A 24983-nucleotide genomic window follows, 5' to 3' on the forward strand; every position below is an offset into this window, starting at 1 on the left:
ATATGGTTTATTTGTTAAAGTATGAATGGCATAAATTTATTCGCACAAAAAAGAATTGGCTTGTATTCTTATTGATTCTTTGTTCTTTTATAGGATATGTTTCTTTTAACGGGTACCAAAATCATGTATACATAGAAGCAAAAACTGAACAGTTTTCCAAGGCAAGACAAAACGCTATGTACGATATTACGAATATGGCAAATTATCAGTTTTTGGCTAAAAAAGAAAAAGACAAACAATATTATGGAAATGCGATTGAATATTTTAAAAGGCTGTATTCCTGTGCAAATGATCTATACCGTGATTATTCTACCTCTGCTGTTTCTTTAGATGATTTAATGCAGTGGAATGATTTGTTAATTGAAGGAAAAATAAAAAAGTATATGACTATTTCGTATACAACGCATTCTTTAGATTACCTAAAAAAGACACAGAAAGAATATAGGTATTTAAAAAAGAATCATATTCCAATTAAGCATTCGCCTTATGTTTGTACAACATCTAACTTGGCTGTGAATTTATCGAATCATTATTTAGGTGCAGTTTTATTAATTTTATACTTCCTTTTGATTTTTGATATATTTAAAGAATTCGATCAAGGTGTGTATAAAATATTGTTTACTTCAAAATATGATACTTTAAAAATTATTCTTACTAAAGTGGTATTTTCTATTTTTTTGTTAATTGGATTTATTGGTTTGATAGTTCTATTATTTGGCGTAAATACAATGATTTTTGGTATGGGAAATACGCAATATTCATTTTCAGTGGGAAATCATATATATATGGAAAGTAAGATACTAATGTATATTATTTTTATAACAATAGCTATGAGTTTATTTCTGATAGGTGTCTATACATTAATTTCTTGCTTGTTTAAATCAACTACGACATCTTTGGTGATTACTATAACGCTTTATTTAATGGTTAATCTTTTTAGTCAGAACTTACATAAAATAAATTATTTCATTGGATTTCTAAATGTTGATATGTTTAGTATGCTTCAACAGAATAAAATTTTAACCGTTTGTATAATGAATATTGTTGTTTTAATAGTTTGTGTGATTTCAAGTATTTTATTGTTAAAAAAGAAAGATTTGATTGTAACGGGTGATTGATATGTTTAAATTTATGAAATTTGAAATAAAACGAAACTTAAAAAAATCACAGGTTAAAATATTAATTGGGCTTTTACTTATATGCGAACTTGTTATGTTGGTTGTATTAAACAATAAGGCACAGATAGAAGACGTATTTTCATTATCTCAAGGATCAATGGAAGTTAGTGCTTTAACTCGTTTTAATTTACCTGATTCGAAAAGAAAATATATCGAAAAACAGATTGAATCTGTAAATAATAAAGGGAAGTTTTTTGAATACTACAAAGAGAATAAACAGTGGAAGAAAATGTATATAACGGGTATGGAAGTCTATTGTTACAATGTGGATATGCGTACGAGCGTACCGATAAAATCACGGTCTACTTTTGATTATACAAATCATGAGAAAGAGTTAAAACAGATTCAAAAAAAATATAAATTAACACGAGTACCACCAAATCCCAAAGAGTGCACATGGTTTCAACCTGTAGGAACGGCTGGCTATGAAATGATTCCAACATATCAGCAGGGAGCACGTTATTTTGAGAGATTATACCGAAATGAATTGAGCCCTCTTTGCTATTCAAGCGTAGACAGTGCTACAATTTTAATACAACTAAGTCGAAATGTATTGTTTTTGGGCATTCCCATTCTAATAGTATTGTTATTCTTTAATGTACGAAAAAATTATCATGACGATGGTTTGGATAAATCTTTAATGGTTATACCCGGATTGAAAAATAAATTTTATATATACAAATTCACTTCAGATCTCATTTTGATTCTTGGCGTTGTATTTGTTCCCATATTAATATTTTCAATCATTCTAGGCATAAAGTCAGGATTTCAAAATTTTAAATATCCAATTTTAGCTAATGTGGATGGAATTACAGGTTTTAGTTTTTCAAGAATTAAAGATTTTGTAAATGGAACACAACACTGTATTTCGAAAAATGCTATGTATAATGTAGGTTTAACATATTACAGTACAGAAATGGCACGAAATCCTTATTTGGATTATACGACATTAGGAATTGTCATTATTTTGACAGTAGTAATGTTTATATTGTTGATTGGTGTTTATTATCAGTTTACTTTTATGGTTTCTTATCTTATTAAAAATGCGTATATAGGATTATTTATTAGTTTATTTGTTATAGCAGGACTATACTTTTTATCGCCGCTAGGTTCTTTAAATATGATAAATATAATTAATCCACTTACTTATAGAGATCCAACAATGATTATTACTGGAACAAGTAGTTTTCCATATTCAATTGGAATGATAGTATTGCTAATATACAATGTTTTGCTTTTTGTATTAAATAGAAAGGTGTTTAATGAAAATTATTATGAATAAAAAGCCAGGAAGAGTATTATTGATATGCATAATTGTGCTTGCTATTATTTGTCCTTTGCATATTTATCATGATAAGAAAAAAGTAGAAGATATAAAGTCAGGTGCAATTGTAATCCAAAATTCAGAAACACCTATTGATGAATTACATCCGGAATTTGCATATTTATGGCTGTTTCCATATGGAATTGTAGAAGTGGTACTACTATCTTTGTATTATGTTCGAACAAGAGATTGATTAACTACAATTGAAAAAGTAGGGAGCAGGTTATGAAGAAAATAATAATGGTTTTGGTTATCTTTATATCAAGTATTATTTTTTATGATAGTTATGTTGACTTGTCACAGAAACAATATAATGATGTGATAAATCTGAGTAACAAGTTTGCTCAAGAAAACGATATGGAAGTTGTTCCAATTGATTTACAATTGAGTGAAGATAAGCAAGAAAGAACAAAACAATTTAATCAAGTATACAGTTTTTTGCAAGAACATTCGTATCCTTGTTTTGTTGGCATAGTTTCTAAAAATATAAAAACGGAATATGTATATCTTCCAAAACAAAATAAACTACCAGTTTATACAGAAGAAAATAGAACGATTGATTTTAACAAAAATAGCGATTGTTATTTGTCTTCTTCTTATAAGGATAAAAATAGGTATGCAACGATTGATTTTATTGATCAAGATTATCATAGTGAATACAATAATGTGCATAGAATAAAGACTTTTGCGAATTATATAGAAGATTGGAATGGCAATACATTGTTTCCATTGTACTTTGTCACAAATTCCAAACAGGATTTGTTGAAGGATTTAGAGGATACGAAAATATTATCTGAATTGAAAGTGGATGGTGATATCACAACATCCGATTTTTCTACAGGAGTGATTGACTATTCGTTTTTAAAGAGAATTTTGATGTATTTAGCAATTGCGGTTTTATTATGTCTTTTATCTGATGCATTGACATCTAGAAAAGAAGTTTTTATTCGTAAGATGCAAGGTGCTACTTCATGGTTTATATATAAGAGGCTATATGGAAAATTTTATTTGTTAAGCATATTGATGTTTGTATTAACACAAGCTTTATTATATCTTCTTGTAGTTCAAAATTATAGACCTGTTACTCATGAACTTATTCAATATTTACTGCAGTCTGCTCTTCTTTTTGTGCTTTGTCTGATTGTAGTTGGATTTATAATATATGTCTTATTAAGTCAAATTCAATCGGTTGTTATATTGAAAAAATCTCAGTTTAGATGGATTTCAATGACTCTGTTTATATTGAAATGTGTCTTTTTGATTTCAATATTTATACCATTATCGACTTCATTTAAGTATACATCTCAAGTGGTTCAGGATGGGTATTACTTAAATAAATACAAAGAAACCTATAATAATTATCTTCGTTTAGAGGGTGTTAATATAAATATGTTTTCTTTGGGATACCAAGATGCGATGAGCCAGTTGAATGAAAAGATTCGAGAATATCCATATATATATGAAGATTTCTTAACCAAAATAAATCGTGATGAGGATGAAATAACATATCCTTATATCATTGTAAATGAGCAGTATTTAAAGGAATATGATTTATACAAGGATGGTAAGCCAGTTAAAACATTTAAACCTGGTACTCTTTATGCTCCAAAATCAGTGAATATAGATGAAAGTTATTGTTTGGCTACGGAGTGTGAGTATGATCAACTTGATGATGGTTATGTCATGCTTTCACATAGTTTAAGAGAGGATAATTGGCATGTGAAAAATCCAATTATTTATGTTGTGGATGAAAACTATGATATGAGTCAATTTGGTATTTTTATTAAGGATAAAGATAAAACCGTAAAGAAGTCCATTAATGATTTCTTGAAATCTAAGGGATTGTATCAAAATATGAATTATGCGTATGAAAATTATGATTATGGAAAAAAGACCATGGTAATCAATAAATTGATTATAGATTCAGCTATATTACTTTTTGTATATGTGATTGTCTTATTCTTGTTCCAGTATCAATCTATATATTTATATTTTTTAGAAAATCGAAAGATGATTTCTTTAAATTGTTTGTTGGGAAAAAACATCTGGCAAAAATATCGTGATTTTATTATTGTGAATCTGTTTGTTTATCTTGTCTTGCTGTTGTGGGTGGTTCTAGTTGTAAAAAATATTTCGACAATAGGCTTGTATTTGTGGATATTCACAATTCTAATCGATTTTATGATAGCTCTAATTTTTAGAACGTATTTTGAAAGAAAGAAAGTGTTGTTATCCTTGAAAGGAGATTTGGAATGAAGGTAGTAGTTGTTGATAAGATTCATAAACAATATCATGATCATGTGATTTTTGATGATTTCTCAATGGAAATAGAACAAGGAAGTTTTGTCGCAATACAAGGTGCTTCAGGATCAGGAAAATCTACATTGTTAAATATGATTGGTCTTTTGGATTCACCAGACAAAGGGAATATCGTGGTTTTTGATAAGAAAAATGTAAAACCATTTTCTAGACAGGCCAATAAATTGTTAAAGGCAAAAATAGGATATTTATTCCAGAATTTTGCGTTGATTGATAATAAGAGCGTGTATTACAACTTGTATTTGTCTATTGATCACTTTTCATTTCCAGATAAGAAGGAAAGAATATTAAAAGCACTTGAAGATGTGGGTTTAAAAGGTTTCGAAAATAAAAAGATATGTGAATGCTCTGGTGGAGAGCAACAGAGAGTTGCCTTAGCTCGTCTTTTAATCAAACCATGTCAATTGATTTTGGCAGATGAACCAACAGGAAGTTTGGATTCAGCAAACAAAGAGGTTGTGTTTAAAATCCTAAAGAAAATGCAGTCACAGGGAAAAACAATTGTGATAGTCAGTCACGATGAAGAGCTTGTAGAAAGAGCGGATCGTATAATAAATATCTAAAATGCACTTTAAGCACGCGTATAAGACGCAAAAATAACTGAATGTGCTTTAAATAAAGAAACATTCAGTTCTCTAAACGTTAGTATTTTACTTGCTAAGAGAACGCAAAAGCCTTTATATAAAGGCTTTTTTCTTTTGCCTAATTGCTATAAAATCGTATGCGTAGGACACAAGTAGGACACATGTAGGCCACACAAAGATTTAAACTAAAAACCTCGAAGAATATCACTTCGAGGCCATTTTTTATATTTTGTTGATCGTATCCAATAATATTTGATAATCCATGTGAGTATATACTTTTACAGTCAAGCTCATTGCACCTTTATGGCCAACAATCTTCTTGATTGTAGTTGGATTCACATCCGCTTTTGTCAGTAATGATATACAAGTATGTCTTGTATCATGTGGAGTGTGCTTCATGTTTAATCGTTTCATACTTCTGCATCAGTATTGACTTACCCGATTTTCTGATACCGGTAATAACTTTTATATAAGGCGTATCCTTCAGATCCTTTATTCGATTCAGGTATTCAGTTCTTTCAATGGTTTTCATATTGCCTCACTTTCAAAAAATGAAATTTTTTAAACTTTTGAAAGTGAATAGTATGCTTTTATTAATTTTTTTCTTTATATTTTAAGAATTCTTAGATATGATTGGAATAGTTGGAGGTGTATAACATGAAATTGGAAAAAAGGATAGAACTTTGTGATTCTATGACACCGCTAGAGTCTGAAATCGCATCTTATATTTTAAATAATAAAGATGAGATTACGAAACTAAAAATTCAAGAATTAGCTGATATACTTTTTATATCAAAATCTGCGATTCATCGTTTTGTGAAAAAGATAGGTTTTAATGGATTCAATGATTTAAAAGTGAGTATCGCAAAAGAAAATGCTGATTTATTAGAAAACAATTCATATATCAATGTGAATTATCCATTTCAGGCAAAGGATAATCCAAGACAGATAGCTTTTAAGCTTTTAGAACTTTATGAGAAGGCTATTAAAGATACATTTGAATATGTTGATTTAGACCAAATCAAAGCAGTTTCACAATTAATAGATTCGGCAGATGTAATTGATGTTTATACTCATGCCCATAATTCAAATATTGCAGAAAACTTTCAAGATAAAATGTTGACTATTGGAAGAAGTGTAAACTGTCCAAGTAGCTTTTATAATCAAAGATTAACTGTATTGGCTTCGGACCAAAAACACGTAGCGATTATTCTATCTTATTCGGGAAAGGCTACATTTATATTGCCAATTGTAAAAAAATTATATGAAAAAGGTGTGAAAGTTATACAAATTGGAAAAGCAGGAAGTAATTATTATTCTCAATATGTGACATATCATTTATCTATTAGTGATTCTGAAAATAATCGAGATAGGATGTCTCAGTTTTCAAGTCATATAGCTATGCAATACATTATGGATGTTTTGTATGGTTGTATTTATAATGTGAGAAGAAAAAAGAATACAAAATATATTTATGATTCGATTGATTATATGGATGATCGACCAAAGGATTAAAAAGATTCAAAAAGTTTCAGATTTTTTTGAATCTTTTTTATTTTGTGTAGAAAAAACTATCTTCGATTCTTGGGCATATTGAATAACAACTGGATAAAAAGTAAATTAAAGCTACCAAATAGAAAAGGAGAAAATATGATGAAAAAAGGATTGAAAATTGTTACGATTGGTGGCGGAAGCAGTTATACACCTGAATTGATGGAAGGTTTCATTAAACGTTATAATGAACTTCCAATTAAGGAAATTTGGCTTGTCGATATTGAACAAGGAAAAGAAAAAGTAAATATTGATGCTAAAATGTCACAACGTATGTGGGATGCAGCAGGCTATGATGTAAAAGTGCATGTAACCTTTGATCGTAAAGAGGCATTAAAAGATGCGGATTTTGTTACAACACAATTTAGAGTGGGCTTATTGGAAGCCAGAATTAAAGATGAGAGAATTCCTTTGTCTTATGGAATGTTAGGCCAAGAAACAAATGGAGCTGGTGGAATCTTTAAAGCGTTTAGAACTATTCCTGTAATTCTTGATATTGTAGAGGATATGAAAGAATTATGTCCAAATGCATGGTTAATTAATTTTACAAATCCAAGTGGAATGGTAACGGAAGCGGTTATTAAATACGGGAAGTGGGATCGTTGTATCGGTTTATGTAATGTTCCAACGATTGCTATGATGAAAGAGCCTATTGCATTAAATGTAGATCCAAATGAGTTGATTTATCAATTCGTAGGATTAAATCACTTTCATTGGCACAAAGTATATGATAAAGATGGAAATGAATTAACAAGTAAAGTAATTGATGCTATGTTGGATGGAAAAGATGTTGGTCTTCCAGCAAACATCAATAACGTTCCTTTCTTTGGAGAACAAATCAGAGAAATGAATATGATTCCTTGTGGATACCATAGATATTATTATCGTCAACAAGAAATGTTAGAGCATAGTTTGATGGAATATGAAACAATTGGTACTCGTGGTCAACAAGTAAAAGAAACAGAAAATAAATTGTTTGAATTATATAAAAATCCGAATTTAGATCATAAACCAGAAGAGTTATCAAAACGTGGTGGAGCTTATTACAGCGATGCAGCGTGTGAATGTATCAATGCGATTTACAACAATAAACAGACTCATATGGTTGTCAGCACAAAAAATAGAGGAGCAATTCCAGAATTGCCTGAAGATTCAATTGTTGAAGTAAGCTGCTATATTGGGGTAAAAGGAGCAATGCCTGTTGCTTGGGGAAAATTACCAAGTGCACAAAGAGGATGGCTTCAATGTATGAAGGCAATGGAAGAATGTACAATCGAAGCTGCAGTTACAGGTAATTATGGATTGGCACTTGAAGCATTTACATTAAATGAATTGATTCCATCGGGAGAAAATGCAAAACGTGTTTTAGATGAATTGTTGATTGCACATAAGAATTATTTACCACAATTTAAGTCTACAATTGAAAAATTAGAAAAAGAAAATATAACAATCAAAGATTCAGTAGTGAACGAGATTATTGCTCATGAGCGTTAAAAAAGAAATATTTGGAATACATCCATCGGGCAAAGAAGTTTACAAGTTTGAAATCGTAAATAAGCAAGGTATGAAAGCCGTAATCACTAATTTTGGTGCTATTCTAATATCCTTGTTTGTTAAAGATAAAAAGGGTAATTTTCAGGATGTAGTATTGGGATATGACTCATTAGAAGAATATCTGGATAATCATCCAATGTTTGGGGCAACGGTAGGTCGCAATGTGAATCGTATATCGAATGCAAAATTTGAATTGGATGGCAAAACATATTTATTAGATAAGAATAGAGGAAACCATAATATCCATAGTGATAAAGAGCATGGGTTTCATAAAGTGATTTGGGATTATGAAATCACTGGTGACAATTCTGTATGTTTATCTTATTTCAGTTGTGATATGGAGCAAGGCTTTCCAGGCGAAGTCTATATAAAGATGACATATACATTGACAGAGACAAATGGATTGATATTGTCATACTTTGCGACATCAAATAAAAGAACGGTTTTAAACGTTACGAATCATACATATTTTAATTTGGGAGAAAATATATTTTCTACAGAGTTCTGTATTCATGCGAAATCATTTACGCCTGTTGATGAAGATATAATTCCAACTGGTGAAATTAGAGAAGTAAAAAATACACCAATGGATTTAACAAAGTATTCATTTATTAAAGATAGATTAAATTCAAATTATCACCAACTACAAATTGAAAAAGGGTATGACCATAACTATGTACTTGATCATCCTCATACGGGATTTCGATTAATTGCTCAAACTAGAAATATGAAAAGTGGAATACACATGGATGTGTACTCGGATATGCCAGGAATGCAGTTTTATACATCAAATTCATTAAAAAATACAATAGGTAAAAATGGAGTTGTTTATAAAAAGTATGATGCATTTTGTATGGAACCGGATTATTTTCCAAATGCTATTAACACAAAAGGTTTTGAAAAACCAATCTTTGATTCAAATAAAAATTTTATTTCAACGACAATGTATCAGTTTTATTAGGAGGAAAATGAAATATGAATAAGTCTAAAGAGACTGGAAAGTTTTTTGCTACGATCCAGCAGGTAGGAAAGTCTTTCTTTTTACCAGTATCCGTTTTACCAATCGCAGGCCTTTTATTAGGGTTAGGTTCTTCGTTTACAAATCAAACAACGATTGAGACATATCATTTAACAGGATTATTAGGATCAGGAACTGTATTAAATGGTTTATTGACAATTATGTCTCAGGTAGGTACAGCGATTTTTGGAAATTTACCTTTGATTTTTGCATTAGCAGTTGCATTAGGTATGGCAAGAAAAGAAAAGGCAGTTGCAGTTTTATCATCTGGAATTGCGTTTATTGTAATGCACACATCTATTAATGCGATGCTAAAGATTTCTGGTTATATTCTTCCAGATGGAAGTCAGGCAGATTTTGTTTTGCAAGGACAATTGTCTAGTGTACTAGGAATTACATCATTAGAAATGGGTGTGTTTGGAGGAATTATTGTAGGATTAGGAGTTGCAGCATTACATAATAAGTTCTACAAACAAGAATTGCCTATGGCATTATCATTCTTTTCAGGAGTTCGATTTGTACCAATCATCAGTACTATTGTGTATATTTTTGTAGGAATTCTTTGCTTCTTTGTATGGCCATTTGTACAAAGTGGAATCTTTACATTAGGTAATTTAGTAACAGCTTCTGGATATGCAGGAACATTTATTTTTGGATTCCTTGAACGTGCATTGATTCCATTTGGCCTTCACCATGTATTCTATATCCCATTTTGGCAGACAGCACTTGGTGGAACGGCAACTATTGATGGAGTTGTAGTTGCAGGTGCACAAAATATCTTCTTTGCAGAATTGGCATCACCTAATACGGTACGCTTTAGCGTAGATGCATGTCGTTTTATGACTGGTAAATATTCGTTTATGATGGCAGGATTACCAGCAGCCGCATATGCTATGTATAAATGTGCTAGACCTGAAAATAAAAAAGTAGTAGCCGGTTTATTATTTTCAGCAGGTTTAACTTCATTCTTAACAGGTATTACAGAACCTATTGAATTTACATTCTTATTTATTGCTCCAGGACTATTTGTTTTACACTGTGGTTTAGCAGGTTTATCATTCTTGTTATGTCATCTGTTGAATATTTGTATTGGAACAACTTTCTCATGTGGTTTGATTGATTTTACACTTTATGGATTGCTTCAAGGACCAACAAAAACAAATTGGCCAATGATGTTAGTTTTATTTGTAATCTACGCAATTGGATACTATTTAATCTTCTCATTCTTGATTAAGAAATTTAATATTATGACCCCAGGACGTGAAGAAAATTCAACAAATATTAAGTTGTATACGAAAGAGGATTTGAAAAATAAAAATAACACGAAATCAGAATTAATTCTAGAAGGTGTAGGTGGAGTTGATAATTTAGTGGATATTGATGCTTGTGCAACTCGACTTCGCTTAACTGTTGTAGATGAAAGTTTAGTGAATGAAGAATTGTTAAAAGAATCAGGATCAAAAGGGTTAATTAAAAAGGGTAAAGGAATTCAAATCATTTATGGTCCACAGGTAACAGTTATAAAAAGTGATTTTGAAGAATATGTAGAGAAAGTGAGTCAATAATGTTTTTTAGAAAGAAAGTTAATGAGTTAGAAATCTTTAAATGCGCGCAAGGAGATATTGTGCCTATTGAAAATGTTCCTGATTCAGTTTTTGCAGACAAATTACTAGGTGATGGAATCACAATTAATCCTAGTAATGGAGAAATTATTTCACCTATTGATGGACAAGTTGTTATGATCCAAGATAGCCTTCATGCGATTGGGATTCAATCAGATGATGGTATTGAAATATTGATTCATATTGGATTGGATACAGTCGAATTAAAAGGCGAAGGATTCGTTAAGAAAGTGAATATAAATGATAGAGTGAATAAAGGTCAGCCTATTGTATATTTCGATAAAGAAATGATTGAAGAAAAAGGCTATAATACGATTACGATGATGATAGTTGTTAATGATGAGCGTATTTCTAAATTAGAAAAAGGCGATCAATTAGATAAACCTTTAATAAAAGTTCAATATAAATAATAAAACTGTAGCGATATGTGAGTCGCTACAGTCTTTTTGTATATTAAAAAACAAAATATCACAATCCATTTCGAATACTAAAAGGATTATCGAAAGTGCAATTAAACTATGAGACTGAGTCCTTTTAAATGTGATTTTTCTTAGTGTTCCAAGTACCGATGACTTCATTAACTGTTGATACCGTTACAAATGCTTCAATATCACTCTCTTGAAGATAATATAGTAATTTTTTATATTCATTTGTAGCCATGATTGTGACAAGCTCTGTATGTTCTGTCTTATCATAACCACCTTTTGCGGAATATAAAGTAACACCACGCTTTAATGTGTTCATAATATAATCTTGAATGACTTCATATTCTTTGGATAAGATACAAATCTTCTTTTTCTTATTAAAACCATCAATAAAATAATCTACAGCTTGACCATTGGCTAGTGTTGCCAATGCACCAACCACTAAAGCACCAATATCATATACAATTAGACTTGTTGTACAAATGAGTAGACCGACTAATGTACAAGCTTTGCCTAAATCCATATGTGTATATTTATTTACAATTTTCGCGATGATATCCGTTCCACCACTTGATGCGTTTACACGGAATAGAATGGTCTGTCCAAAAGCTAAAATTAATATATATGTAGCCATGTCAAAAACAGCATTTTGTGTTAAAGAGATATTATTTGGATAGACTCTTTCAAATACAGCCAGAAATAAAGGCAATAATAAAGAGGCATAAATCGTTTTTGCCCCAAATTCCTTTCCAATTAGAACAATACCTAAAATCAACAATAATGTGTTGATCACAAAGGTAAGGGTAGAAATAGATAAGCTTGTGATTTTAGCTAAAACCATAGCTAAACCGGTAACACTTCCAGTGATAACTTGACTTGGAATCAAGAAGAAATATATGGCGACACTGATGATAAACATGGCAAGTGTGATAGTCAAAAAGCTTTTTAATGTATTCGTTTTCATTTTCAAAACCTCCAACCTTAATTATGCCAAAAAAAGTGCAAAAAAAGAAGAGGATTATCTCTTCTTCGCATCGGTTTTATTAAATTTATCTCTACGCTTTGTAGATTGAATGAATAGGCGCTTCATTTCTTGTGTATCTTCTTGTTCTAAAGAATCTCTAAAGTGAGAAATTGAATCGATAAACTGGTTGATTTCATCTAATAAGATATCTTTATTCATAATGAAGAGTTCAGTCCATAAATCTTCATTGATTTTCGCAATACGCGTTAAATCTCTAAAACTATCTCCTGTATATTCAACAAGATGAGCATTATCATGCGTATTCATTAAGGATACCGCAATGACATGGGTCAACTGAGATAAGAATCCAATCATTTTATCATGCTCTTCAATAGATAGAGTACAGATTCTACCAAATTCCATTTTAGTAGCTAAGTCTTTTACGGCTTCAATTGTTTCCTTTTTATTCTTTTGAGTTGGAACAAGAATAAAGTTAGAACCCTTAAAAATTGACTCATCACTAAATTCAATACCACGAGATTCTCTACCACACATGGGGTGAATACTCAATAATTCAAGATCTTTGCGTAATACATCTTGAATGGGTTTAACAATATTTGTCTTAACACCACTGATGTCCATTAATAATGAATGTTTAGGAATATCATTCTGATAGACTTCGATCCAAGGAAGAATCTTAGTAGGATATAGACAGAAAATAAATGTATCACACTTAGAAATGACATCTAAGGGATTTGTGCTTCCATCTACAATAATATTTAATTCTTTGGCTTTATCGATTGTTTGCTCAGAAACATCAATACCATAAACATTGTAGTTTAGGTGTGTTAGTTTCTTTGCAAAGCTTGCTCCCATTAATCCAAGTCCGATAATCGCAATGTTTGTCATAGAATCTCAACCTTTCCGCCTAAGCTTTGAATATCTTCAAAGAAAGTAGGATAACTCTTTGTGATGGCTTGGGCATCATCAATAATACATTCTGCATCAGCACATAATCCAAAAACGGTCATTGCCATAACAATGCGGTGATCGTTATGTCCAAAGATTTCTACTGTACTATCTGATTTATAGTGTTCTTTACCGTGAATTTGAATCGAATCAAATGTAGAAGTAATATCCACACCCCATTTTTTTAGTTCAGTTTCCATAGCTTCAATGCGATCACTTTCTTTCATGCGTAAACGAGCTGCATTCACAATGTTTGTTTCACCATTTGTGAAACTGGCCAAGACACATAAGATTGGACCTAAATCTGGACAGTTGGATAAATCAATGGTTTGTGGTATTGGCTGTTTTTTGGTGAATGTGATCGTGTCCTCTTTACTTGTATAACTAGGAATACAATCTAGAATTGTCTTGTCTCCTTGTTTACTTGACATGTCCATGTTGGAACACGAAAGAGTATTGTTTAAAGTGCCTAATACTGCAAAGAAGGCAAGCTGAGAAAAGTCTCCTTCTACAGAAACATCTTGTGCTTTATAGTGTTGGTTTCCTTTGATTAAATAAGAGTTTGAACTAGTTTCAATGATTTCAATGCCAAATTTAGCTAGCATTTGAATCGTTAAATTTACATAGCTCTTCGATTCATAAGGTTCAGTAATTGTAAGTGTACTATCTTGATTTAATAATGGAAGTACAAACATGAAGCCGGTAATAAACTGACTTGAAATATCTCCTTGTACAACATAGTCTTTTGCTTGTAGATTTCCACGTACAATGATTTCTTTATTGGATTGATTAAATTCAATATTTTGTTCTTTAAATTCATTCGCATATACATCCATAGGTCTTTGAAGCAATCTTCCTTGACCTAAAAATTTAACTTTGGCATTTGTACATGCAGCAAGTGGAATCAAGAAACGCAAAGTAGAACCAGATTCATTGGCATTACATGTAATATTTCCTTCTTGTTTAAAGAGATTTGTGCCGATTACTTCATATGTAGTTTCATCCAATTGTTTGATTTTGGCACCCAAGGCCTTCATGCAGCCAACGGTTGCCTCAATATCCTTTGAGTTTGTGACATTAGAAACAATACTTGTACCATCACTAAGTGAGGCGCAAATTAAAGCTCTATGCGCCATCGATTTGGATGCAGGTATTTTTATGTTTCCACTTACTTTACTTGGTGTTACTTTTACTTTCATTCAAAATCCCCCTGAAGTGGCTTAATGGCAAGCCTTGACATATATAAATCTAATAAACCAAACGCAACCACACTATCGACTACAATTCTTGCACGATGTAAGATGCATGGGTCGTGTCTTCCTTGAATTTGTAGATCAACATTTTCTTTTGAAAGATAATCCACAGATTCTTGCGTTTTAAAAATTGATGGTGTTGGCTTAATACAAGTGTGAATCAAAATCGGCATACCATTTGTGATACCACCATTGATTCCGGCATTGTTGTTGGTTTTTGTTTCAATTTTATCATTAAAACGGAACGCATCATTAGCTTGAGATCCTTTTAGTTTCGCAAAGCCAAATCCTTCACCAAAGGAAACGCCTTTTACGGCTGGTACAGAGAAAATTAAGTGAGACAAAATACTTTCCACAGAATCAAAGAAAGGTTCTCCTAGTCCTGCAGGAAGACCTATAACTGCGGTTTCTAAAATACCACCTAACGAATCACCTTCAGCGGCGGCTTTTTCGATTTCTTGAATCATTTGATCTTTAATTTGATCGTCAATAACCGCAAATGTTTTCTCGTTGACTTCAATAATTTGTTTTTCTAGAATACTCGAGTTTTGACTAAAAGAAATATCCGAAAGGGTGTATAAGTTTTCGATGTGAGATCCAATCACAATACCCTGTGATTTAAGAATCTGTCTACAAATACTACCAGCTGCGACAATGCATGCGGTAAGTCTTCCAGAAAAGTGTCCACCACCACGATAGTCTTGGTAGCCATTGTATTTTTCAAAGGCTGTAAAATCAGCATGTCCAGGACGTAATCTGCCATGAAAAGCAGAATAGTCTTTTGATTTAGTATTTTGGTTTTCAATAATAATCGTTAATGCCGTTCCTGTTGTATAGCCATTATACATTCCAGAAATAACATGAACTTCATCCGCTTCATGTCTTTGTGTTGAAATCTTTCCTGTTGCCTTACGCTTATCCATGTCAGCTTTGATTTGTTCCATATCCACTTGAAAGCCTGCAGGAAGACCATCTAATGTGATACCGATGGCTGGACCATGGCTTTCGCCAAATAAAGTCCAAGATATATTTGTACCGAAGTTATTTTTCATACGGGCCTCTTTCTAATATTTCTTGTATTTCTTCAAAAGAAAGTTCTTTGATGATATAAGAACCAGATTGTTCAACTAAAATAGTAGATACTGTGTTATGACTGCTTTTCTTATCATGAGTCACATATTCTAATAATGTGGAAGTATCATAGTCAGGTACTTGAGGTAGATCTAGCTTTTTATATATATTTAATACGCGATTTTTTAAGGCTTCATCTTCAATAAAGAATAACATACCCATCGCAACACATTCTCCATGAAGGTATGTATTTAATCCATATGCGGATTCAATGGCGTGTCCAATGGTATGTCCAAAATTTAATATTTTTCTAAGATTACTTTCTCTTTCATCTTGTTGAACAACATCACGCTTTAATTCAATCGAACGCGTAATAATCGCATCGATATCTAATGTGTCTTGTTCAAATAAAGAGACTAAGTGATCATCTAAAATCAAACCCATTTTTAAGGCTTCACAAAGACCGTTGTGTTGTTGGCGAAGAGAAAGTGTTGATAATACGTTTGGATCGATGATAACGGTTTTAGGTTGCCAAAAAGCACCTACAATATTTTTATAGGAACCCATATCAATGGCTACTTTTCCACCTACACTGGAATCAACTTGGCTTAATACGGTTGTAGGGATGTTGTAGAAATCAATGCCACGCATATAGCTAGCAGCTACAAAGCCGGCAAGATCTCCGACAACGCCTCCGCCTACCGCAATAATTGCATCTTTTCGAGACATGTTGTGTTGAATCATTTCTTCTAAAAGATGTTTATATTGGTCGAAGCATTTGGATGGCTCTCCTTGTGGTATTGTGCATACAAAAGAATCTGGACATTGTTCTTTGACAGTATTGACCCATTTTTCAGGTACACCTGTATCTGTGATAAGCGCAATCTTTCTTGATACAGGAATATATTCATGTACTTTTTGAATTGCGTTTCTTTCAATATATATTGGATATGAATGATTTTGTAAATCGACATTTAGCTTCATAATAAAAAACTCCTTTCGTATATCATACCATGAACACGGATCTTTTTCAGAAAATTTCTGAAAGAAATAGTATAATAAATTTATGGAAAACTTAGTTAAAGCTCAAGACTATTTGAAATCGAAAATAAAGGATACGTATCGTTTGGCGCATTCATATCGTGTCGCAAATATTGGAAAGGAAATTGCTGAAAAAGAAGGGTTGAATGTAGAAGATTTAATGATTGCGTGTTTGTTGCATGATGTAAGCTATTGTACACTTTTTAAAACACAAGATGAGTGGCAAAATCATGGAAGGGTATCTAGTAAAATGGTGCGTGAATTTTTGGAATCGATTGACTATTCGAAAGAGCGTATTCAGAATATATGTTATGCCATTGCGATTCACGTAGATTTAAAAGCGGATTTTGATGGGGAATATAATGCGTTTACATTGAGTGTACAAGAAGCGGATAATATTGATCGTGTAGGTGCATATCGTCTATATGAAACGTTAGAAACTGTACAATTTAGTAAACAACCCCTCGATGTACAAATACAGTATGTGGATTCAATGCTTCAAACATTGAATGAATATGCTTCTTATGAGTGTACAACCCCAACGGCACAAGCATTGTGGTTGGATCGTATTCAATTTCAATTGGATTACTTTGAGCGTTTAAAAGATCAATTAAAAATATCCACAGCCTTATAAGCTGTGGATAAATGTTTCTACACGATGCATGATTTGTTTTAAATTCTCAATATCGGTTTGAATATTTCCTGTTTCTAAGGAATGATTTCCATCAACAATACTATGAAATTCAATCAAGTGATAAATACAATATTGTTCGATTTTATCATAGTTAGCCCACTGATCCTTGGTTCCAGAATAGACTAAATCTTTTTGTTGAAGATATTCCAAAGTAAAATCTAATGGTGTGAAATAGATATTGGCAGTTAACTTATATTCATGGGCAAGCTTAGCTGCGCAATAAGTACCTATACTTTTTGAGATGAGAAGAATGGAATCATATGTGCTTAAATCCATTTTTTCAATTTGATTTTTGGCTTGTTTATACGCCTCATCTTTAGATTTATTTAAATCAAAGTCTAGGTTTTTAAAATGAATTTCTTTGATCTCATAATCCATATTCTTTAATATCTTCTTTGAATAATATAGTAATGGTTTATCAGTGTGATATCCAATTCCTGGAAATAATATAGCGAGTTTCATGCTTTTAGTATAGGATTATTCATCTAAATTATCAATCGCATATTGTGTAGCTTCTGCATCAAACTTTTCTCCATATTCAGAAGTCAATTGATCATAGATTCTTTGTTTGGACATGTGCATCATTTTATTGTAATTTTCAGCTTTATGCAGTGCATTACGATACTCTTTTGGAACACTTGTATCTTCCTTTGTTTCTACTATTTTTTCTTTTGTTTCTTTAGTCTTTGTCTCTTCATTACTCGTTGTTGAACATGCGACAGCCGATAAGACAATAACGGCCCCTAAAAATACTTTTAAACCCTTTTTAAAATATACTCCTTATTCTTTTTCTTTAGTATAAGAAAAATATAAAGAGGTTTGGTATGCCACGAGCATACATTTAAATTAGGGAATCAATCCATACGAAAAATTCAATGTTTATAATTGTGAATATAAAGTAGATAATAAAGTATAAAATAAACCAAGGTATTTTTGTAAAATGCTTGTGAAACAGATTCTTGTTGTAGTAAAGGAATAAGCCAAAATACATGAAGGTAAAACAACTGATTTTATTGATTGTACTATTTTTAATTGGGTCACCAGGTTGCATATCCACTGTCACCATAAACATAAATGCAATCCAGGCAAGACTAATCATCTTGGATTTGAATGTATCGTTATTAATAGCTGGAATTATAACTTGTTTTTGTTGGATAGCTAAATCCATCTCTTTCACAGATTTATAGCGGTTTTTATAATCCAATTGTGTTGCCTTTAAAATGATTTGTTTTAAATCAAAAGGAATATTGTTTTGATGCTCTAAAGAACCATTCAATAAGTAATTCATTAATTTGCCCAATGCATAAATATCTGTTTGTGGATTGGATTGTTGAAAACCAAATTGTTCAGGTGCTGCATAACCAACACTTCCTAAAATAAGGGTATCTTTACTTTTTCTTGAATCTAAAAAACGTGCAATCCCAAAATCAAGTAGAGTCACCTTATTATTGTGATAGATAATATTTTCTGGTTTTATGTCACGATGGATAATAGGTGGATTCAACTTGTGTAATGTATCTAAGCACTCACATAGTTGATGCATAATATTTCTTACATCTTCTTTTGAAAGAATTTGTTGATCCAAGGTGTTTCCTTCTATGTATTCTTCTAATAGAGTTAATTGATTGTCATTTTCTTGGACCACAAATATTTTAGGTAAGTATGGATTCTTTATCTTTTGAAGTGTTTGATAAAGAATTTTATCATAATAATTTAATTCTTTCTGGATATATTTAGTGTGCGTTGTTTCATGTTCAATTAATGAAATGGTTTTATCATTATCTTGTTTAATTATTTGTAAAGTCTTCATAAATTGCTCTTTCTTGTGTATATTATAAGTATTATGGCAGAGACAAATCAATTATTAAAAACAATTCAAGAAACAAAGAGTGATGGATTAAGTACTTTAATGGAAAGTCTAGGTGATTTAACTTTTTCAGAGTATTTAAACCATATCATTGAAATTAAGCATATGTCTAAGGCGCAAGTTTTATCGAAGACAACGATTCAAAGGAATTATGGGTATCAAATCTTTGATGGCTCAAAGGTTCCTAATAAAGATAAGGTGATTCAATTAAGTTTAGGCTTAGGATTGGATTTGCGTATGACAAATAACTTATTGTCGCTATCGAATAATGGCATGTTGTATCCAAAAGTAAAAAGAGATGCACTATTGATATATTGTATTGAAAATCATAAGAGTGTGTATGAAACCAATGAGTGTTTGATGGAGTACGGGTTAGAATTGTTGGATTAGTGATAGATAAATTTCTATCACTTTTTTGTTGACAAGGGGAAGTCAAACTCCTATAATGCCTATAAAGTTACTAGGAATAGTAACCGGAGGTACTGATTATGAAGCGATGTTGTAGCTGTTTAAATGAATAATATTGAATTTGTTCAACAGGAGGAAAAGAAAATGACAGTATATAAAGCCATTTCAGATTTAATTGGAAATACACCATTAGTAGAATTAACACATATTGAAGAAAAAGAAGGTTTAGACGCTAGTGTAGTTGCGAAAGTAGAATTTTTTAATCCAGCAGGAAGTGTAAAGGATCGTATCGCAAAGAAAATGATTGAAGATGCTGAAAAAGCAGGGAAAATTAAACCGGGTGCTACATTGATTGAACCAACAAGTGGAAATACAGGTATTGGTATTGCATCTGTTGCAGCAGCTAAGGGTTATAAGGCAATTATGACAATGCCAGAAACAATGAGTGTGGAGCGTCGTAACTTATTGAAGGCGTATGGCGCAAAAGTTGTTTTAACAGATGGTAAGGCTGGTATGAAGGGCGCTATCGCGAAGGCTCAGGAATTGGCAGCCGCCACACCAAATAGTTTTATTCCAAGTCAATTTGAAAATCCATCAAACCCTCAAGCTCATTACGAATCTACGGGTCCTGAAATTTGGAAGGATACAGAAGGAAAAGTTGATATTTTTGTTGCCGGTGTTGGAACGGGTGGTACTGTAAGTGGTACAGGTAAATATTTGAAGGATAAAAATCCGAATGTGAAAGTGGTTGCGGTTGAACCTGCAACAAGTCCAGTATTGTCCCAAGGTCATGCAGGTCCTCATGGTATTCAAGGTATTGGTGCTGGCTTTGTTCCAAACACTTTGGATACAAGCGTATACGATGAAGTATTTACAGTCACAAATGAACAGGCTTATGAAACAGGTCGTTTGATTGCACATAATGAAGGTATGTTAGTAGGTATTTCAAGTGGTGCTGCTACATATGCGGCTATTCAAATCGCAAAACGTCCCGAAAACAAAGGGAAAACAATTGTGGTATTATTACCAGATACAGGTGAGCGTTATTTATCTACTCCAATGTTTGCGGAATAATAAAAAATACGAAGTAAAAAATTACTTCGTAAATGTCTTGGCATAGCCATGATCTTCTCTAGAACCCGTACCAATGGGTTCTTTTATTTTTCCAATTTCTTCAATTTCAAATGGTGTCAATTGATATACATAGTTTAGCCAGTTGCGGTATAACAAGTTAGCGTGACTTCTCCATTTTAAGATAGGTTCTTTTTTTGGATCATCATCTGGAAAATAATTGAATGGGATATGAATTGGTTTGTTGGCTTTTAAATCCCTGAAATATTCTTCTTTTAATGTCTCTTTACTATATTCCAAATGTCCTAGAATAAAGATTTGTCGATAGTCCTTTGTGACAATGATGTTTGATCCAATTTCATCATTTTTAGATAGAATAGATAAGCATTTTACTTTCTTAACAGCTTCCTCATCAATTGCTGTATGTCTTGAATGAGGTGTATAGTGGATTTCATCAAAGCCATTGGTTAAAAAGTCATATTCATCGACTAATTGTTCTGGAAAGATGCCAAATACTTTTTCTGGCAAGATATGCTTTTGAACTCCATAATGATAATACAGTCCGGCTTGGGCTCCCCAACAAATATGTAATGTGGAATAGACATGTGTTTTAGACCATTCCATGATTTCTTCAAGCTCATTCCAATAATCGACATCTTCATATTCTAGATGTTCTACAGGAGCTCCTGTAATAATCATTCCGTCGTAACAATTCGTTTTTAAATTTTCAAAGTATGTATAAAATTTTACTAAATGATCCTGACTTGTATTTTTAGAAACATGGTTTTTTACCATCATAAAATCAATGTCGACCTGTAATGCACTTTTAGAAATCAATCGTAAGATTTGGGTTTCCGTTTCTATTTTTTTGGGCATTAGATTTAAAATCACAATTTTTAATGGTCGAATTCTTTGCCGATGTGCACTTTTATCTTCAATCGCAAAGATTTTTTCGCTTTCTAATATGTCTTTTGCGGGTAATGCGTCGGGTATGTTGATTGGCATATATAAACAACTCCTTTTTTTGTATATCTACTATTATACGCGAAAAAAACAGAATGGAAAATTCCATTCTGTAAAAATACTAAGCTTTCATGGCATCTAGTGCTTGTTGTAAATCGTTGATGATGTCTTGTACATCTTCAAGACCTACAGAGAAACGAATTAAGTCTGGAGCAACACCAGCTTCTTTCAATTGTTCTTCACTCATTTGACGGTGTGTATGACTTGCTGGGTGTAATAGACAAGTTTTTGCGTCGGCAACATGGGTTACGATAGAAGCTAATTTTAAGCTGTCCATGAACTTTTCAGTTTGATCACGATCGGCTTTTAATCCAAATGACAATACACCACAAGTTCCATTTGGACAATATTTTTTAGCTAATTCATGATGTGGGTCACTTTCAAGATCTGCATATTTAACCCATGCAACATCTTCATTGGCTTCTAAGTATTTGGCTACAGCTAGTGCATTTGCGCAATGTGCCTTCATACGTACAGCTAATGATTCTAATCCTAGATTTAAGTAATATGCGTTTTGTGGAGCTTGGATTGATCCTAAATCACGCATCAATTGGCTTGTAGCCTTTGTGATATATGCTAATTTACCGAATTTTTCAGCGTATACAATGCCATGATAAGATTCATCTGGTGTAGTTAGTCCTGGATATTTTTCAGCGTGTTCTAGCCAGTTGAAGTTACCACTATCCACAATTGCACCACCTACACAAGATGCATGTCCATCCATGTATTTAGTAGTTGAGTGGGTGACAATGTCTGCTCCCCATTGGATTGGTTGACACATAATTGGTGTGGCAAATGTATTGTCGATGATTAATGGAACGCCATTTTCGTGTGCAACTTTTGCGAATTTTTCAATATCGAAAATACGTACTGTTGGATTTGTGATGGTTTCTCCAAAGACACATTTTGTGTTTGGTTTGAATTCTTTTTGAAGATCTTCTTCACTAATTTCTGGATCAACAAATGTACAGTCGATACCCATTTTCTTCATTGTCACACCAAATAGGTTGTATGTTCCACCATAGATGGCACTTGATGCAATTAAGTGATCTCCAGCTTCACAGATGTTGAATACCGCAAAGAAGTTGGCAGCTTGTCCACTTGATGTTAACATAGCGGCAATACCACCTTCTAAAGCAGCAATCTTACTTGCGACAATATCGTTTGTTGGGTTTTGAAGGCGTGAATAGAAATATCCACTGTCTTCTAAATCGAATAATCTTCCCATTTGAAGACTTGAATCATATTTAAAAGTTGTACTTTGATAAATTGGTACTTCTCTAGGCTCGCCGTTTTTTGGTTCATAACCGGCATGTAAACATTTTGTTTCAGTTTTCATAATAAATTTACCTCATTTCCTATCCATTATTGTAATATTATCTTTAAAAAAAGTAAAAGAAAAGCTTAGATTACATAATCAAAGCTTTGTTCATGATTTAAAATGTCTTGGAGTGTGATTCCTTTTAGATAAGTTTCAATCACTTGATTTAATCCTTCATAAATATAAAGTGTTGTACAATCTTCTTTTCTTGGACAAGAATTCACCTGTGAATCTAGACAGGCAACGCAAGATAAATTTCCTTCGGTTGCGACAAGTACATCATATACACAGATTTGTTCTGGACTTTTAGAAAGTTTGTATCCACCTTGAAAACCACGATTGGATTGAACCATTTGGCTTTTGGTAAGAATGGGTACGATTTGTTCTAAATATTTTTTGGAGATATTTTGTCTTTCGGCAATGTCCTTTAGTGTGATAAACCCTGAATCATTATGCTGTGCTAAATCAATAAGTAAACGAAGCGCATAACGTCCTTTCGTTGATATTTTCATTATATATTCCCCTTTTCGTTATCCTATACTACTATAATAATATATATTTACTAGGTTTTCTAGCAAAGAGATAAAAAATACCTATGAATTCGTTTTATGTAGAAAATATTGATCCAAAAAGATAAGGATTCCATTTAGTACTAGGAAAGATCCAGTTAAAGAGAAAATAAAGTCTAAGGATTGAATGGGTTTCATAAGTAACACAATGCCAATGACTAGAATGAATATAGCTCCTGCAAGATTGACTTTCCATTGTTCAAAACCATTATCTTTTAAGAGTAATACTTTTTGAAAATGAGATAGGGAATTGATAATCAATAGAATTCCTACAAGCATAGGTACGATACTAATGAATTTTTTTGGATCAAAACTCATATATAGGCCTACAGACAATAGAAATAAGCCTAATACAAGAGTTGTTAGTGTTGTACTATTTCTTTTCTTGAAATATGTATAAAGAAATAGAATCGCAATGACTAAAAAGATACATCCAATAATTCGTGTAATTGTTGTTAATATGGAGACGTTAAATATGCATAAGACTAAGCCAGATAAAATGCATAGAATTGCCGATGATATGGCTTCTGTTTTTGTTTCTTTCATATAATCACAACCTTTCACAATTATTATAGTCTGTTGTATACTAAATCTAAAGAGGTGACAAACATGAAAGTAGCAGTGTTATTAGAAAATGGTTTTGAAGAATTAGAAGCGATGGGTCCGATTGCCTTACTTAGACGTGGTGGATTGGATGTGGATATGATTGGTGTCAACAACGAAGAACAGGTTACAGGTCGTTTTGGTGTAACCTATTCGAGTGTGTTTCCAATGAACACATATGACTTTAGCGATGTGGATTGTTTAGTTTTACCTGGTGGTCCACATTATCAAAAACTAGAAAAGAATGAAGAAGTATTAAAATTAGCTCATGAGTTTGCCGAAAATAAAGTGTTGGCAGCTATTTGTGCTTCTCCAACGATTTTGGGTCATGAGGGTATCTTAAAGGGTAAGAAATATACTTGTTTTAAAGATATGGATGAAGATTTTGGTGGGGAATACCAATATGAATATGCCGTTACCGATGGGAATATCATTACGGGTGTAAGTGCAGCTGCAAGTATTGAGTTTGCGTTTGCGATTCTAGAAAAGCTTTGTGGTAAAGAGCATACGGATAAAGTAAAAGCATCGATTTATTATGATGCAAAGCACTAAAA

At 32.2% G+C, this 24983-nt stretch carries 27 protein-coding genes; 14 read left to right on the forward strand and 13 right to left on the reverse strand.

All coding sequences use genetic code 11. The annotated features are described in order from the left end of the window. Positions 1 to 2: 2 nt before the first annotated feature. From DWY01_RS01220 to DWY01_RS01240, 5 genes are read left to right on the forward strand one after another with little or no spacing between them, the layout of a single operon-like run. A complete protein-coding gene (locus DWY01_RS01220) occupies positions 3 to 1118 on the forward strand; it encodes an ABC transporter permease subunit (RefSeq protein ID WP_117992525.1) in 1116 nt (371 codons plus the stop codon). Position 1119: 1 nt separating this feature from the next. Beyond that, positions 1120 to 2460 carry a hypothetical protein gene (locus tag DWY01_RS01225; RefSeq protein WP_117992526.1) on the forward strand — a complete coding sequence of 447 codons (1341 nt, stop codon included), beginning with the start codon at positions 1120 to 1122 and terminating at the stop codon, positions 2458 to 2460. Continuing rightward, on the forward strand, positions 2441 to 2695 hold the full coding sequence (locus DWY01_RS01230) for a hypothetical protein (protein ID WP_199519818.1): 255 nt from the start codon (positions 2441 to 2443) through the stop codon (positions 2693 to 2695). Before DWY01_RS01225 ends, DWY01_RS01230 begins: the two co-directional genes overlap by 20 nt. Before the next feature lie 32 nt (positions 2696 to 2727). After that, positions 2728 to 4758, forward strand: a complete 2031-nt coding sequence (locus DWY01_RS01235) for a DUF1430 domain-containing protein (protein ID WP_117992527.1) — start codon at positions 2728 to 2730, stop codon at positions 4756 to 4758. Beyond that, a complete protein-coding gene (locus DWY01_RS01240) occupies positions 4755 to 5384 on the forward strand; it encodes a putative bacteriocin export ABC transporter (protein ID WP_117992528.1) in 630 nt (209 codons plus the stop codon). Before DWY01_RS01235 ends, DWY01_RS01240 begins: the two co-directional genes overlap by 4 nt. A 243-nt stretch (positions 5385 to 5627) precedes the next feature. Here the strand turns inward: DWY01_RS01240 and DWY01_RS01245 are convergent, their stop codons facing one another. Next, positions 5628 to 5819, reverse strand: a complete 192-nt coding sequence (locus DWY01_RS01245; RefSeq protein WP_243001933.1) for a tyrosine-type recombinase/integrase — start codon at positions 5817 to 5819, stop codon at positions 5628 to 5630. 243 nt (positions 5820 to 6062) lie between these two features. Here DWY01_RS01245 and DWY01_RS01250 point away from each other — a divergent pair, with 243 nt between their 5' ends. The 5 genes from DWY01_RS01250 to DWY01_RS11750 all read left to right on the forward strand — a co-directional run bounded on the left by DWY01_RS01250 (position 6063) and on the right by DWY01_RS11750 (position 11560). Next, positions 6063 to 6920 carry a MurR/RpiR family transcriptional regulator gene (locus tag DWY01_RS01250; RefSeq protein ID WP_117992530.1) on the forward strand — a complete coding sequence of 286 codons (858 nt, stop codon included), beginning with the start codon at positions 6063 to 6065 and terminating at the stop codon, positions 6918 to 6920. Between the two features lie 138 nt (positions 6921 to 7058). Then, positions 7059 to 8450 (forward strand): 6-phospho-beta-glucosidase, encoded by a 1392-nt coding sequence (locus DWY01_RS01255; RefSeq protein ID WP_117992531.1) that lies wholly within the window; start codon positions 7059 to 7061, stop codon positions 8448 to 8450. Further along, entirely contained in the window at positions 8440 to 9471 is a 1032-nt protein-coding gene (locus DWY01_RS01260) for an aldose epimerase family protein (RefSeq protein WP_117992532.1), read from the forward strand. The genes DWY01_RS01255 and DWY01_RS01260 overlap by 11 nt, the downstream gene beginning before the upstream one ends. 14 nt (positions 9472 to 9485) lie before the next feature. Next, positions 9486 to 11093: a PTS transporter subunit EIIC gene (locus DWY01_RS01265; RefSeq protein ID WP_217293540.1), complete on the forward strand. Its 1608-nt coding sequence runs from the start codon at positions 9486 to 9488 to the stop codon at positions 11091 to 11093. After that, positions 11093 to 11560 carry a PTS glucose transporter subunit IIA gene (locus DWY01_RS11750; RefSeq protein ID WP_243001934.1) on the forward strand — a complete coding sequence of 156 codons (468 nt, stop codon included), beginning with the start codon at positions 11093 to 11095 and terminating at the stop codon, positions 11558 to 11560. The genes DWY01_RS01265 and DWY01_RS11750 overlap by 1 nt, the downstream gene beginning before the upstream one ends. A 124-nt stretch (positions 11561 to 11684) precedes the next feature. Here DWY01_RS11750 and DWY01_RS01270 read toward each other — a convergent pair whose 3' ends face one another. The 5 genes from DWY01_RS01270 to aroB are packed head-to-tail and all read right to left on the reverse strand — an operon-like array spanning position 11685 to position 16816. After that, positions 11685 to 12539, reverse strand: coding sequence for a YitT family protein (locus DWY01_RS01270; RefSeq protein WP_199519819.1), 855 nt, complete (start codon positions 12537 to 12539; stop codon positions 11685 to 11687). A gap of 54 nt (positions 12540 to 12593) precedes the next feature. Then, positions 12594 to 13448, reverse strand: a complete 855-nt coding sequence (locus DWY01_RS01275; RefSeq protein ID WP_117992534.1) for a prephenate dehydrogenase — start codon at positions 13446 to 13448, stop codon at positions 12594 to 12596. Beyond that, positions 13445 to 14707, reverse strand: a complete 1263-nt coding sequence (aroA, locus tag DWY01_RS01280) for a 3-phosphoshikimate 1-carboxyvinyltransferase (protein ID WP_117992535.1) — start codon at positions 14705 to 14707, stop codon at positions 13445 to 13447. Before aroA ends, DWY01_RS01275 begins: the two co-directional genes overlap by 4 nt. Beyond that, a complete protein-coding gene (gene aroC, locus DWY01_RS01285) occupies positions 14704 to 15813 on the reverse strand; it encodes a chorismate synthase (protein WP_117992536.1) in 1110 nt (369 codons plus the stop codon). Before aroC ends, aroA begins: the two co-directional genes overlap by 4 nt. Further along, positions 15803 to 16816, reverse strand: coding sequence for a 3-dehydroquinate synthase (aroB, locus tag DWY01_RS01290; protein WP_117992537.1), 1014 nt, complete (start codon positions 16814 to 16816; stop codon positions 15803 to 15805). The genes aroC and aroB overlap by 11 nt, the downstream gene beginning before the upstream one ends. A gap of 82 nt (positions 16817 to 16898) precedes the next feature. On the opposite strand from aroB, the gene DWY01_RS01295 reads away from it, so the two are divergent. Next, a complete protein-coding gene (locus DWY01_RS01295; protein ID WP_117992538.1) occupies positions 16899 to 17507 on the forward strand; it encodes an HD domain-containing protein in 609 nt (202 codons plus the stop codon). Here DWY01_RS01295 and DWY01_RS01300 read toward each other — a convergent pair. The 3 genes from DWY01_RS01300 to DWY01_RS01310 all read right to left on the reverse strand — a co-directional run bounded on the left by DWY01_RS01300 (position 17502) and on the right by DWY01_RS01310 (position 19377). Then, entirely contained in the window at positions 17502 to 17945 is a 444-nt protein-coding gene (locus DWY01_RS01300) for an alpha/beta family hydrolase (protein WP_117992539.1), read from the reverse strand. The genes DWY01_RS01295 and DWY01_RS01300 overlap by 6 nt on opposite strands. Positions 17946 to 18044: 99 nt before the next feature. After that, on the reverse strand, positions 18045 to 18302 hold the full coding sequence (locus tag DWY01_RS11855) for an Ltp family lipoprotein (RefSeq protein WP_199519823.1): 258 nt from the start codon (positions 18300 to 18302) through the stop codon (positions 18045 to 18047). A gap of 106 nt (positions 18303 to 18408) precedes the next feature. Further along, positions 18409 to 19377 carry a serine/threonine-protein kinase gene (locus DWY01_RS01310; RefSeq protein WP_117992540.1) on the reverse strand — a complete coding sequence of 323 codons (969 nt, stop codon included), beginning with the start codon at positions 19375 to 19377 and terminating at the stop codon, positions 18409 to 18411. A 33-nt stretch (positions 19378 to 19410) separates the two neighbouring features. Here DWY01_RS01310 and DWY01_RS01315 point away from each other — a divergent pair, with 33 nt between their 5' ends. After that, complete coding sequence (locus DWY01_RS01315; RefSeq protein WP_117992541.1) at positions 19411 to 19824, forward strand: hypothetical protein; 414 nt, start codon at positions 19411 to 19413, stop codon at positions 19822 to 19824. A gap of 162 nt (positions 19825 to 19986) precedes the next feature. Then, positions 19987 to 20916 carry a cysteine synthase A gene (gene cysK / locus DWY01_RS01320; protein ID WP_117992542.1) on the forward strand — a complete coding sequence of 310 codons (930 nt, stop codon included), beginning with the start codon at positions 19987 to 19989 and terminating at the stop codon, positions 20914 to 20916. A gap of 21 nt (positions 20917 to 20937) precedes the next feature. Here cysK and metA read toward each other — a convergent pair whose 3' ends face one another. The 4 genes from metA to DWY01_RS01340 all read right to left on the reverse strand — a co-directional run bounded on the left by metA (position 20938) and on the right by DWY01_RS01340 (position 24372). After that, the gene (gene metA / locus DWY01_RS01325; protein ID WP_117992543.1) at positions 20938 to 21918 is read right to left on the reverse strand and encodes a homoserine O-succinyltransferase; all 981 of its coding nucleotides are present in this window, start codon (positions 21916 to 21918) and stop codon (positions 20938 to 20940) included. A gap of 79 nt (positions 21919 to 21997) precedes the next feature. Beyond that, positions 21998 to 23275, reverse strand: coding sequence for an O-acetylhomoserine aminocarboxypropyltransferase/cysteine synthase family protein (locus DWY01_RS01330; RefSeq protein WP_117992544.1), 1278 nt, complete (start codon positions 23273 to 23275; stop codon positions 21998 to 22000). A 65-nt stretch (positions 23276 to 23340) separates the two neighbouring features. Beyond that, positions 23341 to 23769, reverse strand: a complete 429-nt coding sequence (locus DWY01_RS01335) for an Rrf2 family transcriptional regulator (protein ID WP_117992545.1) — start codon at positions 23767 to 23769, stop codon at positions 23341 to 23343. Between the two features lie 81 nt (positions 23770 to 23850). Continuing rightward, positions 23851 to 24372, reverse strand: a complete 522-nt coding sequence (locus DWY01_RS01340; RefSeq protein ID WP_117992546.1) for a DUF308 domain-containing protein — start codon at positions 24370 to 24372, stop codon at positions 23851 to 23853. Positions 24373 to 24435: 63 nt separating this feature from the next. Here DWY01_RS01340 and DWY01_RS01345 point away from each other — a divergent pair, with 63 nt between their 5' ends. Next, positions 24436 to 24981: a DJ-1/PfpI family protein gene (locus DWY01_RS01345; protein WP_117992547.1), complete on the forward strand. Its 546-nt coding sequence runs from the start codon at positions 24436 to 24438 to the stop codon at positions 24979 to 24981. Positions 24982 to 24983 lie beyond the last annotated feature (2 nt).

The organism is Eubacterium sp. AF22-8LB (assembly GCF_003458715.1).
GTDB lineage: Bacteria > Bacillota_I > Bacilli_A > Erysipelotrichales > Erysipelotrichaceae > Holdemanella.